At 55.1% G+C, this 15147-nt stretch carries 16 protein-coding genes; 7 read left to right on the top strand and 9 right to left on the bottom strand.

Translation table 11 applies throughout. The features are described 5' to 3' along the window. Positions 1 to 59 precede the first annotated feature (59 nt). Positions 60 to 599, top strand: a complete 540-nt coding sequence (locus OCH02_RS09020; protein ID WP_261430907.1) for a GNAT family N-acetyltransferase — start codon at positions 60 to 62, stop codon at positions 597 to 599. 217 nt (positions 600 to 816) lie between these two features. On the opposite strand, the gene OCH02_RS09015 is transcribed toward OCH02_RS09020, so the two are convergent. The 4 genes from OCH02_RS09015 to OCH02_RS09000 form a co-directional block, all read right to left on the bottom strand. Further along, positions 817 to 1737 (bottom strand): DUF808 domain-containing protein, encoded by a 921-nt coding sequence (locus tag OCH02_RS09015; protein WP_261430906.1) that lies wholly within the window; start codon positions 1735 to 1737, stop codon positions 817 to 819. Between the two features lie 78 nt (positions 1738 to 1815). Continuing rightward, positions 1816 to 2229 (bottom strand): VOC family protein, encoded by a 414-nt coding sequence (locus tag OCH02_RS09010; RefSeq protein WP_261430905.1) that lies wholly within the window; start codon positions 2227 to 2229, stop codon positions 1816 to 1818. Between the two features lie 160 nt (positions 2230 to 2389). Then, a complete protein-coding gene (pbpG, locus tag OCH02_RS09005) occupies positions 2390 to 3319 on the bottom strand; it encodes a D-alanyl-D-alanine endopeptidase (RefSeq protein ID WP_261430904.1) in 930 nt (309 codons plus the stop codon). Between the two features lie 161 nt (positions 3320 to 3480). Then, positions 3481 to 4584 carry an adenosylhomocysteinase gene (locus OCH02_RS09000; protein WP_261430903.1) on the bottom strand — a complete coding sequence of 368 codons (1104 nt, stop codon included), beginning with the start codon at positions 4582 to 4584 and terminating at the stop codon, positions 3481 to 3483. A gap of 95 nt (positions 4585 to 4679) precedes the next feature. Between OCH02_RS09000 and OCH02_RS08995 the strand changes: the two genes are divergently transcribed. Beyond that, positions 4680 to 5243: a DedA family protein gene (locus OCH02_RS08995; RefSeq protein WP_261430902.1), complete on the top strand. Its 564-nt coding sequence runs from the start codon at positions 4680 to 4682 to the stop codon at positions 5241 to 5243. A gap of 2 nt (positions 5244 to 5245) precedes the next feature. On the opposite strand, the gene OCH02_RS08990 is transcribed toward OCH02_RS08995, so the two are convergent. After that, positions 5246 to 5872 (bottom strand): LysE family translocator, encoded by a 627-nt coding sequence (locus OCH02_RS08990; protein WP_261430901.1) that lies wholly within the window; start codon positions 5870 to 5872, stop codon positions 5246 to 5248. A gap of 75 nt (positions 5873 to 5947) precedes the next feature. Continuing rightward, complete coding sequence (locus OCH02_RS08985) at positions 5948 to 6841, bottom strand: LysR family transcriptional regulator (protein WP_261430900.1); 894 nt, start codon at positions 6839 to 6841, stop codon at positions 5948 to 5950. A gap of 127 nt (positions 6842 to 6968) precedes the next feature. On the opposite strand from OCH02_RS08985, the gene OCH02_RS08980 reads away from it, so the two are divergent. Then, a complete protein-coding gene (locus OCH02_RS08980; protein ID WP_153857604.1) occupies positions 6969 to 7406 on the top strand; it encodes a PACE efflux transporter in 438 nt (145 codons plus the stop codon). 489 nt (positions 7407 to 7895) lie between these two features. Continuing rightward, the gene (ansP, locus tag OCH02_RS08975) at positions 7896 to 9359 is read left to right on the top strand and encodes an L-asparagine permease (RefSeq protein ID WP_261095487.1); all 1464 of its coding nucleotides are present in this window, start codon (positions 7896 to 7898) and stop codon (positions 9357 to 9359) included. A 38-nt stretch (positions 9360 to 9397) separates the two neighbouring features. Here the strand turns inward: ansP and OCH02_RS08970 are convergent, their stop codons facing one another. Beyond that, positions 9398 to 10177 carry a 2OG-Fe(II) oxygenase gene (locus OCH02_RS08970; protein ID WP_261430899.1) on the bottom strand — a complete coding sequence of 260 codons (780 nt, stop codon included), beginning with the start codon at positions 10175 to 10177 and terminating at the stop codon, positions 9398 to 9400. A gap of 111 nt (positions 10178 to 10288) precedes the next feature. Between OCH02_RS08970 and OCH02_RS08965 the strand changes: the two genes are divergently transcribed. Next, positions 10289 to 11191 carry a LysR substrate-binding domain-containing protein gene (locus tag OCH02_RS08965; RefSeq protein WP_261430898.1) on the top strand — a complete coding sequence of 301 codons (903 nt, stop codon included), beginning with the start codon at positions 10289 to 10291 and terminating at the stop codon, positions 11189 to 11191. A gap of 15 nt (positions 11192 to 11206) precedes the next feature. On the opposite strand, the gene OCH02_RS08960 is transcribed toward OCH02_RS08965, so the two are convergent. Then, a complete protein-coding gene (locus OCH02_RS08960) occupies positions 11207 to 12061 on the bottom strand; it encodes an ATP-grasp fold amidoligase family protein (protein ID WP_261430897.1) in 855 nt (284 codons plus the stop codon). Positions 12062 to 12214: 153 nt separating this feature from the next. Between OCH02_RS08960 and OCH02_RS08955 the strand changes: the two genes are divergently transcribed. Further along, positions 12215 to 13513 carry an oligosaccharide flippase family protein gene (locus tag OCH02_RS08955; protein WP_261136601.1) on the top strand — a complete coding sequence of 433 codons (1299 nt, stop codon included), beginning with the start codon at positions 12215 to 12217 and terminating at the stop codon, positions 13511 to 13513. On the opposite strand, the gene OCH02_RS08950 is transcribed toward OCH02_RS08955, so the two are convergent. Next, positions 13510 to 14091, bottom strand: coding sequence for a hypothetical protein (locus tag OCH02_RS08950; protein WP_261430896.1), 582 nt, complete (start codon positions 14089 to 14091; stop codon positions 13510 to 13512). The genes OCH02_RS08955 and OCH02_RS08950 overlap by 4 nt on opposite strands. A gap of 132 nt (positions 14092 to 14223) precedes the next feature. Here OCH02_RS08950 and OCH02_RS08945 point away from each other — a divergent pair, with 132 nt between their 5' ends. Next, a complete protein-coding gene (locus OCH02_RS08945; protein ID WP_261430895.1) occupies positions 14224 to 15123 on the top strand; it encodes a LysR substrate-binding domain-containing protein in 900 nt (299 codons plus the stop codon). Positions 15124 to 15147 lie beyond the last annotated feature (24 nt).

Raw genomic sequence — 15147 nt, 5'->3', positions numbered from 1 at the left:
GCAAAGCCGGGTGCATAATGTGTTTATCTTCTTATTTTTTAAGATAAACAGGTACCACCATGCCCTATACCGCTCCACTGACGCTCCTCGAGGCTACGCCAGACGACATGTCAGCCGTGCAACAGATTTACGCTCATCATGTGTTGTACGGCGCGGCGTCGTTTGAAGAAACGCCACCGACGTTGGAAGAAATGCAGCAGCGTCTCGCCAAGGTACAGGAAGCGGGTTTACCCTGGCTGGTCGCCAGGCAAGCTGACCTCGTGGTGGGCTATTGCTATGCCACGCCTTATCGACCGCGCCCAGCCTACCGCTTTACTGTGGAAAACTCCGTCTATATCGCCGAGGGTCAGCAAGGGAAAGGTATCGGTAAAGCGTTGCTGTCCGCACTGATCGCACGCTGCGAACTTGGCCCTTGGCGTCAAATGCTGGCGACCATTGGCAATGCCAAAGAGAATCAGGGTTCGCTGGCCTTACATCAGAAACTGGGGTTTACCAGCGTGGGCACATTAAAGGCGGTAGGCTTTAAGTTGGGCGCGTGGCGCGACACCCATATCATGCAGCGTGTGTTGAGCGCAGGTGACGCAAATCCCCCCAAATAGACAACGCAGCAGGCAATTTGTGGATTATCAACTACAGTAAATAATGATTTCATTGGGTTAGCGGAAACCTGCGCCATCATTCAAATCAAGTGGGAGAGACGAATGAAAATCATTCTGTGGATTGTCGCCATTATCTTTATCGTTGGCCTGCTCACCATCACCGGCGTCTTCAAACTGATCTTTTAAATGACCCCGCGCCCACAGGCGCGGAATTTAGTTAGGCCTTTAAACGCCCCCGAATAGCGCCCAGTGCAGACACCACCAACAGCACCGCACCGCCAGCCACCAGGCCAAACACCACATTGAGCAAAGCAGGAATAACCCCCTGCAGGATCTGGCCGAAGGTTGGCACCACGGTGGCGTAAGATGCCCAGTCTTCAAACAGATGATGCACCGGCGGTAGGCCATGGGTCAGGATACCGCCCCCGACCATAAACATGGCGATGGTCCCGACCACGGACAACGTCTTCATCAGATAAGGCGCTGCGCTGACAATGCCGTTGCCGATCGACCGCACCAGTTCGCTGCTTTTTCGACTGAGATACAGCCCCAAATCGTCGAGTTTAACGATGCCGGCCACAATGCCATAAACCCCCACCGTCATTACAATCGCAATACCGCACAGTACAATCACCTGTTGGCTAAAGGTCGCGCCAGCGACGGTGCCCAATGTAATGGCGATAATCTCGGCTGACAGCACGAAATCCGTGCGGATCGCTCCTTTTACCTTCCGTTTTTCGTAGGTTGCCACGTCCTCATTGGCGTCCAGCGCTTCTTTCTTATCTTCACCCGTTTGTTTGCTGTGGGTCAGGCTATGAAACACCTTCTCAAAACCTTCGTAGCACAGGTAGGCACCGCCCACCATCAGCAGCGGTGTGATCGCCCAAGGCGCGAAAGCACTGATCAATAACGCCAGCGGCACCAGGATCGCTTTATTGATAAACGACCCCTTGGCAACGCTCCACACCATAGGCAGCTCACGATCGGCCTTTACCCCAGACACCTGTTGCGCATTCAGCGCCAGATCGTCCCCCAATACCCCGGCGGTTTTTTTCGCCGCCATTTTGGTCATCAACGAGACATCGTCCAGCAGCGAGGCGATATCGTCGATTAACGTCAGTAAGCTACTTCCGGCCAAAGCGGTTCATCCTTTTTAAATTTAACTCTTAGCTGTTTAGCATAGTGCAATTGATGTTGAATAGGTCAGGTTCAAAAGTTATCCCGCCATATCCCCTGCCGGGACATTCAGCTGCCAGGACAAGCCGAAGCGGTCGTTTAACCAGCCGAAGCGTGCGCTGAAACCATAGTCATCAATCGGCATCAGCACCTTGCCGCCTTCTGCCAGACGGGTGAAAACCCGCTCAAGTTCGGCTTCATTGGCCAGATTAACAAACAGGGATATTGCCGGGGTGAAGCTGAAATCATGGCTGATTGGGCTATCGGTAAATACCAGACTCTGCCGATTAAAATCGATGAATGCCTGCCTGATCCGCAGTGGCCCATCATTACTGTCATCATAATGTTGCACCTGCTGAACCTTGAAACCGGCGAACAACTCACTATAAAGATCAATAGCCTGTTGGGCATGGGCATTACCCTGGAACATGACAAAAGTGGAAACCTTGCTCATGGGATGCTGTCCTCACGACGATAGAGTATTCATTAATGATAGCGGATGGATTAGCGCCGCGGCTCTACCCAAGGTAATTGGAGATGTTGCTGACGGCAAGGACAAGGCGGCTTTAGGGAGAGACGCGGCCTGCAAAAAACTCCGCAGGCCGCAGAACGGGTTATTCGGTTTCGTTCTTCGCCAGACGGGCATCTTTCTGACGGCGGTAATCACGGGCCGCCGCAGGGATCGGCGTCACCTTACCGGTTTCGATCCAGGTGCGCAGGCGGTTGGCATCGGCGAAATGGGTGTACTTGCCAAAGGCGTCCAGCACCACCAGTGAGACCGAACGGCTACCGATCATGGTACGCATCGCCAGGCAGTGTCCCGCTTCATTGGTAAAGCCGGTCTTGGTCAACTGGATGTTCCATTTCTGGTTGTATACCAGATGGTTGGTATTGCGGAACGGCAGCGTGTAGTTCGGATCCTTAAAACTCGCCATGCGTTCGGTGGTGGTACTGAGCTGACCAATCAGCGGATATTGCTTGGTGGCAATCAACAGCTTGGTCAGGTCGCGTGCGGTCGAAACGTTATGAATCGACAGCCCGGTCGGCTCCACGTAACGCGTGTTGGTCATCCCCAGGGATTTGGCTTTGGCATTCATCGCTTTGATAAAGGCACCGTAACCGCCCGGATAATGATGCGCCAGACTGGCGGCCGCACGGTTTTCCGACGACATCAATGCCAATAGCAGCATATCTTTACGGCTGATTTCACTGTTCAGACGAACGCGCGAGTAGACCCCTTTCATCTCCGGCGTCTGATGTATGTCCACCGACAACATTTCATCCAGCGGCTGATGGGCGTCCAGCGTGACCATCGCGGTCATCAGCTTGGTGATCGAAGCAATCGGCACCACTTCATCCGGGTTACGCGCATACATCACCTTGTGGGTCTGCATATCCACCACCATGGCACTGCCGGAAGCCAGTTCAGGCTCGGCGGCACGGGTGACCGCGTTATTTTCGCTGGCCAGCGCGCGCGGCGCGATGCCTGCTCCTGCCTGCAAAGCGAGCAGGGTTAGTACCAAAACACGTATTTTCACATGCATTACTCTGTGACGAAGAAGATGAAAGTCTTATTTGGCCGAATTATATGTGAGGGATCTGAAGTTGGCACTGGGATTATGCGAGCCGATTTGTGACAAATTCTGTCGAACAGAAAATTGCGCAAACCGCGAGCGCTCTGGGATAAGCGCCCGCGAGAGAAAAGTTACAGCGCCGGCAGCCAGGCCGACTGCGGCAACAGATATAAACCAGGCTGCTGCCGGGCACCGTCACCGACAATATGGCCAATGCCCGCCGCCATCACTGCCAGCGTCACGTCAAAGGCATTCAGGCTGTCACCGTAGCCCGCCGTCAGGTTGAACATCGAGCCGTTGGCCAGTAAATACAGCGTCTTCTCTTGTAGTTGGTAGGCGTTTACAAACGGCATAGGCTCGCTGTGCGGCAGGTTTTGCAGGAAGCCAACGTCAATCTCTGCCGTCACATGACCCACATTGAGAATAAACACCCCGTCCTTCGCCTGCTGCAGATGCCGCGCCGACAGCACGTTTTTCGCCCCGGTGGCAGTAGCAATCACATCGGCCTGGCTCACCGCACTGGCAAGACTGACCACCGCCCAGCCGTCATAGCGTGCCTGCAGCGCCCGCGCCGGATCGATTTCCGCCACGATCACCTGCCCACCGTAGGCTTTCGCCGCCGCCGCAACGCCTTGCCCTACCAGGCCATAACCAATCACCAGCACGCATTTTTCATGCAGCGTCAAATGGGTGGTCTGGAAGAAGGTGTGCCAGGCGGTCAGGCCGACCATATGGCGGTTATGCAGCCCTTCTTTTACCGGCAGGTCATCCCAGTTGAAGATCGGATAGCGCGGCGCCATGCCGTTTAACCTACTGATGCCGGAACCGGTGGCCTCCAGCCCGGCGATAATCTGTGGCCCGGCGTTTGACTGGTGCAGACGGGTGGTCAAATCCGCCCCCATTTCACACAGATGGGTCGGCGCCCAGGCCAAAGCGCGGTCAAAGGAAGCTGACCATTCGGCATCGCTCATGTCGCGCCAGGCATAAGCCTCGGCTCCGCGACGCTCCAGCCAGGCCACTACGTCATCCTGTACCGTGGTTGGGTTACAGGTGGTCAGATAAATCGCCGCGCCCTTGTCCAGCAAGCCCGCCACCAGCGGTGCCATTTTCAGATCCAGATGCATATTGCACGCCAGCCGCACGCCGCTCAAATCCGGCAGCGCAGCTACCGCCGCCCGGGTGCGTGGCATATGGCGCATAGCCCAGTCCAGTTCGCTCTCAAAATCCTGATACATCTGTTGCTCCTCTACGGCTACGTCGCGCCGAAGGGCGCGGCTGACTGACAGAGAGTATACTGACCCTTATGTATTAAAGACATAAAGGGAGCAGTATGGCGGATTTGGCACACTACATTACGGATTACGGCTACTGGGCGCTGTTTATCGGCTGTCTGGCCGAAGGCGAAACCATCACTCTGTTGGGGGGGATTGCGGCGCACCAGGGGCTATTGCATTTGCCCTGGGTGATTGCGGTGGTGGCATTGGGAGGCACACTAGGGGATCAGATCCTGTATTTCCTCGGTCGGCGCTTCGGCGGAAAGGTGATTTCACGCATGAAGAGCCAGGAAAAGCGCATTGAACGCGCCAGAAAGCTGATTGCCCGCCACCCGATGCTGTTCGTGATTGGCGTGCGATTTATGTATGGTTTTCGCATTATTGGCCCGGTGTTAATCGGTGCCAGCAAGCTGCCACCGTCGCGTTTTGTCCCGTTGAATATTCTGGGCGCTATCCTGTGGGCGACAATCTTTGTGTTGCTGGGCTATTTCGGCGGTGAAGCGATCGCCCGGTTTATCTCGGGCTTCGACAAACGGCTGACCAGCGTGCTGTTTTGCGCGCTGGTGATCGCCGTTATCTTGCTGCTGCGATTTTGGTGGTGTCGCCGCCATGCCGACTAGCGTTATCGGTTTAGCATCAGCTTCAGACCGAGCAAGGCCAGAACTCCGCCGCCCAGCCGATCGAACCAGGCTTTAAACCGCAGATAGGTGCGGCGTGGGCGCGGTGACGACAGCACAAAGGCCACAAAGGCGTACCACAGCACATCGATAGTCAGCGCGATCAGCGGCAACACGAGGTACATCACCGGTGAGATTTTGTGGCTGAGCAACGCGGCAAACACGCTGCCGAACACAATGGCGGTGTTGGGGTTGCCCAGTTGAGTCAACAGGCCGGTGGTAAACGCCTTGCGAAAGCCCAGATGCTGCTCACCGACCGTTTCCACAGTCAGCGGCTGGCTGGCCCCGCGCAGCATCTTGCAAGCCAGATAGACAAGATAAGCCCCGCCCAGCACTTTTAACGTGGTGTAAAGCCACGGCAGCGCCAGCAGCAAAGATTGCAGCCCCAACAGGGCAATGAGCGCAAAGATAAAGCAGCCGACGCCCATGCCCAACGCAACCGCCATACCGTCGCGACGCGAAGAGGCCACCGCGGTACGCGCCACCAGAATAAAACTTTGTCCTGGGCTCATTGCCCCCAGCGTAATCGCCCCGCTAATGCTCAGTACCGATAATGCCGTCTCGCTTAACATGCTAGCTGCCCCCATAGTGATGCCATCACTCAAAGTAGCTCAGCGACGAAAATAAAAGCAATACAATAACGGGGATTATTCCACTTGCGGCCTGTCCCGCATTAACGCCACCAATTCATGGGCGGCCTTCTCCAGCGGCCTGTTTTTCAGCCAGATCAGGTGCATCGGCAGGCGCAGTTCGTTTTTGGTGTTTTTGAATTTCAGCCTGACCAGCCGTTGCTGCGCCAACAAGGGTGCGGTCAACGATAGCGGGAAATTCCCCCAGCCCAAACCGGCCTCCACCATGCTCAGCGCCATCGGCAGGCTGTCGGTACGCCAGTAGGACTCCGCCACCTGCGGCCGCAAATCGGTAATCGGCAAATCGCGGCTGGCCACCATAATCTGCCGTACGTTAACCAGATCTTCGAGAAACAGTTCGTCTGCCGCCCCGTTCAGCGCCGGGTGCGAAGGTGAGAGCATAGCAACCAGTGATTCAGCGCCGACGAAGTGGAACTGCTCCTGGCTGTTGATATTGAGCCCGCCGAACGCCAGAGCAACGCCAATCCTGCCCTGATGCAGCATATGCAACACGTCGTCCTGCGGGGCGGTCAGTACTTCGATATTCAGCAACGGGTAGCGTTCCGCCAGCGTTTTGACCGCAGCCAACAGCCCGCTGCTGTTGATGTCCGAGGCGACGCCGACCGACAGAGTGCTTTCCAGCCCCTGGGATAATTCGATGGCGTGGTTCTGCAGTTGCTTTAGCTGATCGGCGATCAACCGCGCATGCGGCGCCAGTGCCAACGCCAGCGGGGTGGGTAGCGTTTCCCGGTGTGAACGATCAAACAGCTGAAACCCTAGTTCCGCCTCCATGTTGGCGATCCCCATGCTGACCGCCGAAGGGACACGCCGTAGCGAGCGGGCAGCAGCGGAAAACGATCCGCGATCCAGTACCGCCAGAAACAGCTCAATGTTATCGCTGGAAAAGTTCATTGCATCACCTGTCAGATAAACTGACAGCTCCTGACTTTTTCTATCAATATGATTGACGGTATCTTACTCGTCAGACGGCAAAAGGTCATCCGACCCTATAGCCAAAAAATCAGTCAGGAGATGAGTAATGCAAGGCGTTAAACGCAAACTGGTGTATGTCACCGCCTATGAAATTATCGGTATGGCGATCTCCGCACTCGGGCTGGCATTGCTTTCCGGCACCGCCCCCAGCAGTACCGGGCCGCTGGCGGTGATCATCACCACCATCGCAGTCAGCTGGAACTTCATCTACAACTCACTGTTTGAACTGTGGGAAAGCCGCCAGGCAACGCGGGGCCGTACGCTCAAGCGACGCATTATCCATGCCGTGGGCTTCCAACTAACGCTGGTGGTGTATCTGATCCCGCTGATCGCCTGGTGGATGGGAATTACGCTGTGGCAGGCGCTGCTGCTGGATATGGCGCTGATCGTCATTATCCCGTGCTACACCTTTGTGTTTAACTGGGCGTTCGACAAGATATTCGGTTTGCCTGCGTCGGCCCTGCCGGTCGGAGAATCAGCCTAAGAATCGCCCCTCCCCATGATGTTCCTCGCCTGTGGCAATATCGCCGCAGGCGAAGTGACGTTTATTACCCCTCCCCTTTTTTCTCATCGCGAATAAATAAGCAAAATCCCCTGTAGTTTGCACGGTAATTATTATTCTGTGATTTTCATCACTTTTTATTCCTCGTTATTTCCGTCTTGATAAAATCAATCATCTTATTGAATAATATGTTCTTTTGTATATGGAACAAAAAATAAACACACTTATTCACGATTTATACGCAGGATTTTTTGCCACATTTCCAGAGAAAAGGTAGCATGCCTCGCCGTTATTTAACGGCAGCTGTTCATATAATATACGCTATGAATTTCATTGCTGAAGATCGAAACACGACGGGTATAAACAACAGAATGATGCCATGACCTCATTCTCATCACGGTTGGTCGTAGCAATCGTTTGCTCCGAAGCTGGGGCAGGATAATTTTACAGACAGGTAAAACAGGACGAACGATGCAATCACAAAAAAAATCGGCGCATGAGCAACATGCAGCCAGAAGACGCTGGTTAGACTCTCACGAATCCGGTTACCACAAAAGCATGGGCAACCGGCAGATTCAAATGATCGCCATCGGCGGTTCAATAGGTACCGGCCTGTTCCTCGGCACCGGCGGCCGGCTGGAACTGGCAGGGCCGGCGCTGGCGCTGGTGTATCTGGTCTGCGGTATCTTCTCTTTCTTCATTCTGCGGGCATTGGGCGAACTGGTTTTACACCGCCCTACCAGCGGCAGCTTTGTTTCTTACGCCCGCGAGTTCCTCGGTGAAAAAGCCTCTTACGTCGCCGGCTGGATGTATTTCCTCAACTGGGCGATGACCGGTATCGTCGACATCACGGCGGTAGCGCTGTATATGCACTATTGGGGTACCTTCGCCGATGTGCCGCAGTGGTTGTTTGCCCTCTGCGCCCTCGGGGTGGTCGCCACCATGAACATGATCGGCGTGAAGTGGTTCGCCGAAATGGAGTTCTGGTTCGCCCTGATCAAAGTGGTCGCCATCGCGCTTTTCCTGGTGGTCGGCGTGGTGTTTCTCGGCACCGGCACCCCGGTGGCGGGCAATACCACCGGCCTGCATCTGATTACCGAAAACGGCGGCATGTTCCCGCATGGCCTGCTGCCTGCGTTGGTGCTGGTACAAGGGGTAATCTTCGCCTTCGCCGGGATTGAGCTGATCGGCACCGCCGCCGGCGAGTGCAAGGATCCGGCCAAAATGCTGCCGAAGGCTATCAACAGCGTTATTTGGCGCATCGGCCTGTTCTACGTTGGCTCGGTGGTGCTGCTGGTGTTGCTGCTGCCGTGGAACGCCTACCAGGCGGGCCAAAGCCCGTTCGTCACCTTCTTCAGCAAGCTGGGCGTGCCCTATATCGGCACCATCATGAACATCGTGGTGTTGACCGCCGCGCTCTCCAGCCTGAACTCGGGGCTGTACTCCACCGGCCGTATTCTGCGTTCGCTGTCGATGGGCGGCTCGGCGCCGAAATTTATGGCCAAAATGAGCAGCCAGCAGGTGCCTTACGCCGGGATCCTGGTGACCTGCGGTATCTACGTGCTCGGGGTGATTTTGAACTATCTGGTGCCTTCACAGGTGTTTGAGATCGTGTTGAACATCGCTTCGCTGGGCATTATCAGCTCCTGGGCATTTATCATCGTCTGCCAGATGCGTCTGCGTAAGGCCGTGCGTGAAGGCCGTGCCAAGCCGGTTACCTTCAAGATGCCTGGCGCGCCGGTCACCTCCTGGCTGACGTTGGCGTTCCTGCTGGCGGTGGTGGTCATGATGGCGTTTGACTACCCGAACGGCACCTGGACCATCGCCACCATTCCTGTGCTGGTCGTGCTGCTGGTGCTGGGCTGGTTTGGCCTGCGCAAGCGCGCGCAGGAAGTGAAACTGGAACAGCAGGCACACGAAGAAGCCCATCACTGAGTTTTTAAACTGCCCCAACCGGGGCAGTTTTATTCCCCTTACACCCGGCCGTAAAAGGTCATTCTGGCGCTTTCCGACAGCGCGATATCCGGCTGTGCATTATAAGCCAGCACCACCAGCATGCGGGTGATGTCACCTTCGGTCGGCGTGACCCTATGCATGGCGTTGCGGCCACGGAACAGCACCAAATCCCCCTCTTCCATCGCCAACGGCTTTACCGCTCGTTCACCGTCCAGCACCTGGGAAACCCCGGCGTAATTCATCTCGCCGCGGTCGGCATCGCGCAGGTTTTCCACATATTCAAAGCGTCCACCGGCCTGCGGTTTCTGGATCAACAGCGTGATGGCGAACGACGAGTTGTCGAAATGCCAACCCAGTTCCTGCCCGCGATGGGCATAGTGCAGGTTGATCGACGACAGGCGATCGGCGTAGGGATACAGACACTGTTCTTCCAGCACCGCGCAGAGAAAATCGCGGAACGGCTGCGCGTCATACAGTGTGCGCAGCGGTGATTGCGGTGGGATCTCCTCATCGGTAATGCAGCCCTTGGACGAGACCACCAGCCGGTTGCGTGCATGATCGGCCGGCAGCGTTTCATCCTGCGGCCTGAGGTAGACGTTATGCTTGCTGGCGGCATAAAACGCCGCATGGCTGTGCTCCGCCCCTTCCAGACGGATTGTCGCCAGCGCCGCCGCCGTCAGAAAGCCCGGTAGCACCAGCGCCCCCGCCGTATCCAACGTAGCTTTGCATCGTGCCCGAAAGGCCGGATCACCTATCGGGTTGGCGGTTAAATCAACGATATGAGCGAGTGGCTGCATCAGAGACTCCTTAGGCGTAGCGGCCGGATAACCCACTGTAGCGAATGCCGGATTGCCGTAATAACAAAAATACGTTAAGGATGAGCTAACCATTTCTTAGCGATAAGCGCCATGAGCCCAACTTCCCGTCCCCGGCTGCCCAAACTGAACGCCATTCTGGCGTTTGAAACCGCCGCCCGCACCGGCAGCCTGGCCAAAGCGGCAGACCACCTGGCATTGACCGCCGCCGCCGTCAGCCAACAGATCCGCCAGCTTGAGCAGCAGCTGGGTATTGTGCTGTTTATCCGCGCTAAAAGCGGCGTGACGCTGACCGAGCAGGGAGCGGACTACCTGGCCTACGTGCAACAGGCCTTCGAAACGTTGCGCGTGGCGCAACAGCATGTCGATCGCCAGCGGGGCAAGGAAACGCTGACGGTATTCGCCTTGCCGGCATTGGCGTCAAAATGGCTGAACCCGGCGATCGGCGATTGGCTGGCCCGGCATCCACAGGTGGATATCCGCCTGCACGCCACCCATGCCGAAGTCGATTTCGCCGGGTCAGCGGCGGACTTTGCCCTGTGTTTTGGCGATCAGGACTACCCGCTGTTGGAAAAAGTGCGGCTGTTTCAGGACTGCGTGCAGCCGGTTTGCAGCCCGCAATTGCAGGCCGGCTGCGACTGGACCCAACGGCCGCTGATCCATGTGGATTGGGGCAAGGAAAGTCAGTTTCTGCCGGGCTGGCATGACTGGTTCAGTGCCGCCGGGTTACCGCCACCACAGCGGCGTGGCCTGACCTATAACCTGACCTCACTGGCGATTGACGCCGCGGTCGAGGGCCACGGCATTTTGCTCGGCCAGCAGCGGTTGATCCAGCGCGAACTGGCCAGGGGGACGCTGGTGCCGCTGGCAGAACCGGCATTGCCGCTCAGCAAGCCCTACTACCTGGTTTATCCGCAACGCACGCTGGACAAACCCAAAGCGGCTGAGTTTCTCCGATGGTTGCAAAGCATCGCGCCAATGGACTGTGGCCGCTAAAGGCTGCAGCAGCCACTACCCGACTTTGGACATCATCTCGCCCAGCAGCAGGTTGGTCGCGCGCGGCAGGTAAACCTCGTTGCCGGCACCGGGGGTCAGCGTCAGTTCACCAATGTAGATTTGCTCGCGGGTGAGATAGAAGTCGACGCGGCAATAGTCCAAATCTGCCGCAACGGCTTTCGCCACCCGGATCATTTCATCCCAGAACGCCGGTTTTTCATACAGGGTATTGACCTGCGGGATATCCGCCTGGGTAAAGAAACAGTGGTGCGCATGCTCGTCCAAAAACTCCAGGGACGTCGGCTCAGGCCCGCCACGTAACAGCTCTACGAACAAATAAGCGTGTTTACCGTTAAAAACATGCACCTTGTAATCAATCAGCTCACCTGCCGTTTCTATATCCAATAGCTGCTCGACGATAATTTTCTGCGGGATATTGTCGTAATGTTTTTCGCGAAACCTTTTCCAGTAGGTTATTTCAGACCATTCATTAAGAATCTTCGCAATATCGGAAAAAGTAACTTCGCTTTTATCTTTGACTATCTTGACCTGTTGCGAAGCATTATTAGTTTTGATAACAAACGATTGGGGTAATGAAAGGTAATCTTGTTCGGTGAAATTATCGCTAATCATCATGATGGGGGTTAGGTACTTTTCCGATACCCGCTGTGAAATATAGTCCCTGACGGCCACCTTGTCCGCTAACATACTGAAATCACGGCATGGGTAGCGCATGCGCCGATAAATTTTCTCTGAAAATGTCTTGGGGGATTTGAAGTTAATCCAAGCGCCATGGGCAAGATAGTGGCTGACTTGATAATAGATAAAATCGGGCGCGGCCCGATAGAGTCGTTTTGCGAGTTTTCTCATTCTTCTCTTTCTTCCATGAATCTAGCATAGGGATAAATGCTGCTGACATTCCGGTTATTGCATCTTAATTATAAAACCCTGTGAGTCATTCCTTACAGAGGGTAAGGAAATAATCGGATGATTCCTATTATAAGATGCGACAGGGAAAGTCCCATGAAATTAAAATTCATAGATATCAATATCGTGAGAAATGCGTTTTGGATGATATCCGAAAAAATGGTGTCTATCCTTGGCGTCATTTTTATCACCGCCTATATGGCGAGATATATTGGCCCGGAAAGCTTTGGCAAAATCACCTTTGCCACCGCGATTTTCGCCATTACTCAAACGCTGGCGCTGCTGGGCTCGGATACCGTGCTGTTCAAGCGGATTAGCCGCAACCCGGCCTCGGGAACGGCATTGATGTTTTCCACCAACCGGCTGCGTCAGGGCTGCTTTGTGCTGTTCTCTGCGGCAATATTGATTTACACCGGCCTACGGGAGGATTTCATTACCTTCTACTTTTGCGCCGCCACCTTTGTCGCCAGCTTCTTCTCACTCAGGGACGTTTTCACCATCTATCATGATGCCCGGCTGGAGTCGCGCTTCAATACGCTGGCCAACGTCAGCGGGCTGGGCAGTGCGCTGCTGGTGCGTTATCTGATCGTTTATTTTGATCTGCATCTGTATTACCTGGCGATCCCGATCGTGATGGTTTATTTGATCCCCTACCTGATCCGCCACCATATCTATCACCGCCGCAATCCGCGCTTTGTCGCACCAGGGCGCGTTCGCCGCAAATACGTGCGCTATCTGCTCGCCAGCGGCCTGCCCTTGGCGGTTTCCAATGTCTCCATCGCCATCTACACTCGGCTGGCACAGCTGTTCCTGATGTGGTTCGTCTCCGCCGAAGCGCTGGGAATTTACTCCGTTGCCATTACGCTGGCCACCGCCTGGATGTTTGTCACCGATGCGGTGATCACCTCATTTTTCGCTAAAATTTTCGCTTATCAGCGTGATGACGCCATGCGCACCGCCGCCAAACTCAATGGGCTGGTGCTGGCGATTGCCGCCGCGATCGTCGCCGGCATCTTTTTGCTCGGCAAACCGGTGATTGTGCTGCTGTACGGCGAGCAATATTTAGCGGCTTACCCGGCGATGGGGGTGTTGGCGGTTGCCACCCTGCTTTCCGCACTGGGCACCCTGGCCTACAAATACATTGTGATTTTCTCCGGCTACGGCTTCTTGTCGAAGAAGATGTTCCTGGTGTTTATCATCAATATTCCGCTGTCATACTGCCTGATCCGCCAATACGGCATGATGGGCGCGGCCTACAGCACCCTGCTGACCGAATTGTTGTCATTGACCCTCCTCAACTACTTCTTCCGCCGTGGCACCGTATTGCAGATGCACCTGCGCTCGCTCAATCCTTTGACCTATATCCGGCGACCGGTTAGTCGCATCAACGGCTAGCTCTCCAGCTCGACCACCCTTACGTACAAGGCCGCAAGTAACGACAGGTCAATCAACAGCGCAAAAGCATAGGGAAAACCCGTTATTCCGCTAAAACTCGATTGGATCAGCAGGACAGCCGCAACCGCAAGGATACTCCCTGCAATCAGCAGTGCGCGTCGGCGCAGTCCATGGCCGTCGTTGTGGGTGCCTCGACGTATCGCGGCGCTGTAAACCATTCCCTGGCCCAACCCGCAAACAGCCATTGCCGAAAACAGCTGCAGGTCGTTTGGCAGACCATGCAATACCAGGATCAGCAGCAAGGTGCCGACGGCACTGATGACAAACCCATGCCGTACCAGGCTCAGGCGACTTTTGCTCTGGAACACTTTCAGCTGCATTAAAAATACGGCCAAAACAAAGGCAAGACTCAAGCAGGCCAGCAAAGCGATCAGCTGCAGCGGGTTCTCCAGCGCATAGAGTTTCAGTAACAGTGCAACTTGCGCTACCAGCCCACTGACTAAAAGAATACCGGCATTGGTTTGCGCCTGCTGTTGCGCAGACGCGGCAAAAGGGACGGATAAAGGAGACGTGCTCATAATGATCCTCACTATATAAAAGCGGCGATAGAAAATTTATTTCATCCTTACAAGGAGGTATGTTGAGCCTATCGCATATATAATCAGGCAATCAAAGTCAGAGTTTTCACCCATGGATGAAAATAACTCATTATGAAACCCTCCCGTTTACCGCCGCTGGGCGCACTGCGCGCCTTCCATGCGGTGGCCGATTGCCTTAGCTTCAAGCAGGCTGCCGGGCAACTGAATGTCAGCGCTACCGCTGTCAGCCATCAAATCCGTTTGATTGAATCCATGCTGGAATGCCGCGTGTTCGAACGCAACGCGCAGGGGGTGAAACTGACCGAGGCCGGACACTTACTGTATACGGGCACCCAATCCGCCTTTACCGCCCTGGAAGAGTCGGTAAAAAAAATTGATCAGGCCAGACAACCTCCGGCGCTGACCATCACCACCACCTCGAACTTTTTGACCCATTGGCTGGTGCTGCGCCTTGAAAGCTTCAAAGCACAATTTCCCGAGATTGATTTACACCTGCATACCAGCGTGCAAAGCGTCGACTTAACGCAGCGTACCGTCGACGTAGCCATACGTTATCGTGAAACCGCTGAAATAGGCCTTCACAGTACCTTGCTGTATGAGGATCGGTTTATCGTGGTTGCCAGCCCGGCACTGGCCTTGAATACCCTGAGCGACCTGCACCGCACGACGCTGTTTCACGTCGAGAACAGGCATGTTCCTGCCGAAAACCCTGACTGGAAACACTGGCAGCAAGGTTACGGGCCGGAGAACCTGAATATTTCAAGAGGCCTGTATTTCAGCGATGAAACCCATGCGTTGCAGGCTGCCGTGGCAGGGCAAGGGGTGGTTATTGCCAGTAAGTTGCTGGCAGAAGATTTGATAAAACGCAAAATGCTGGTGGCACCTTTTGATCTGTCTTTACCCGGCGCGAATTATTATCTGGTGACGCTGGAAGACACTGCCGATCGCCCCGACGTCGTGTCATTACGCCACTGGATGCAAAAAAATATGCACCCCGGCACGCAGGAGTAAGGACTTATTGGCTGAGCCTGGAGC

Origin of the sequence: Serratia quinivorans (assembly GCF_946227985.1) — a bacterium.
Taxonomy (GTDB): Bacteria; Pseudomonadota; Gammaproteobacteria; order Enterobacterales; family Enterobacteriaceae; genus Serratia; species Serratia quinivorans_A.
The sequence above is the reverse complement of the archived record's forward strand: the minus strand, read 5'-3'. Positions and strand labels throughout refer to the sequence as shown.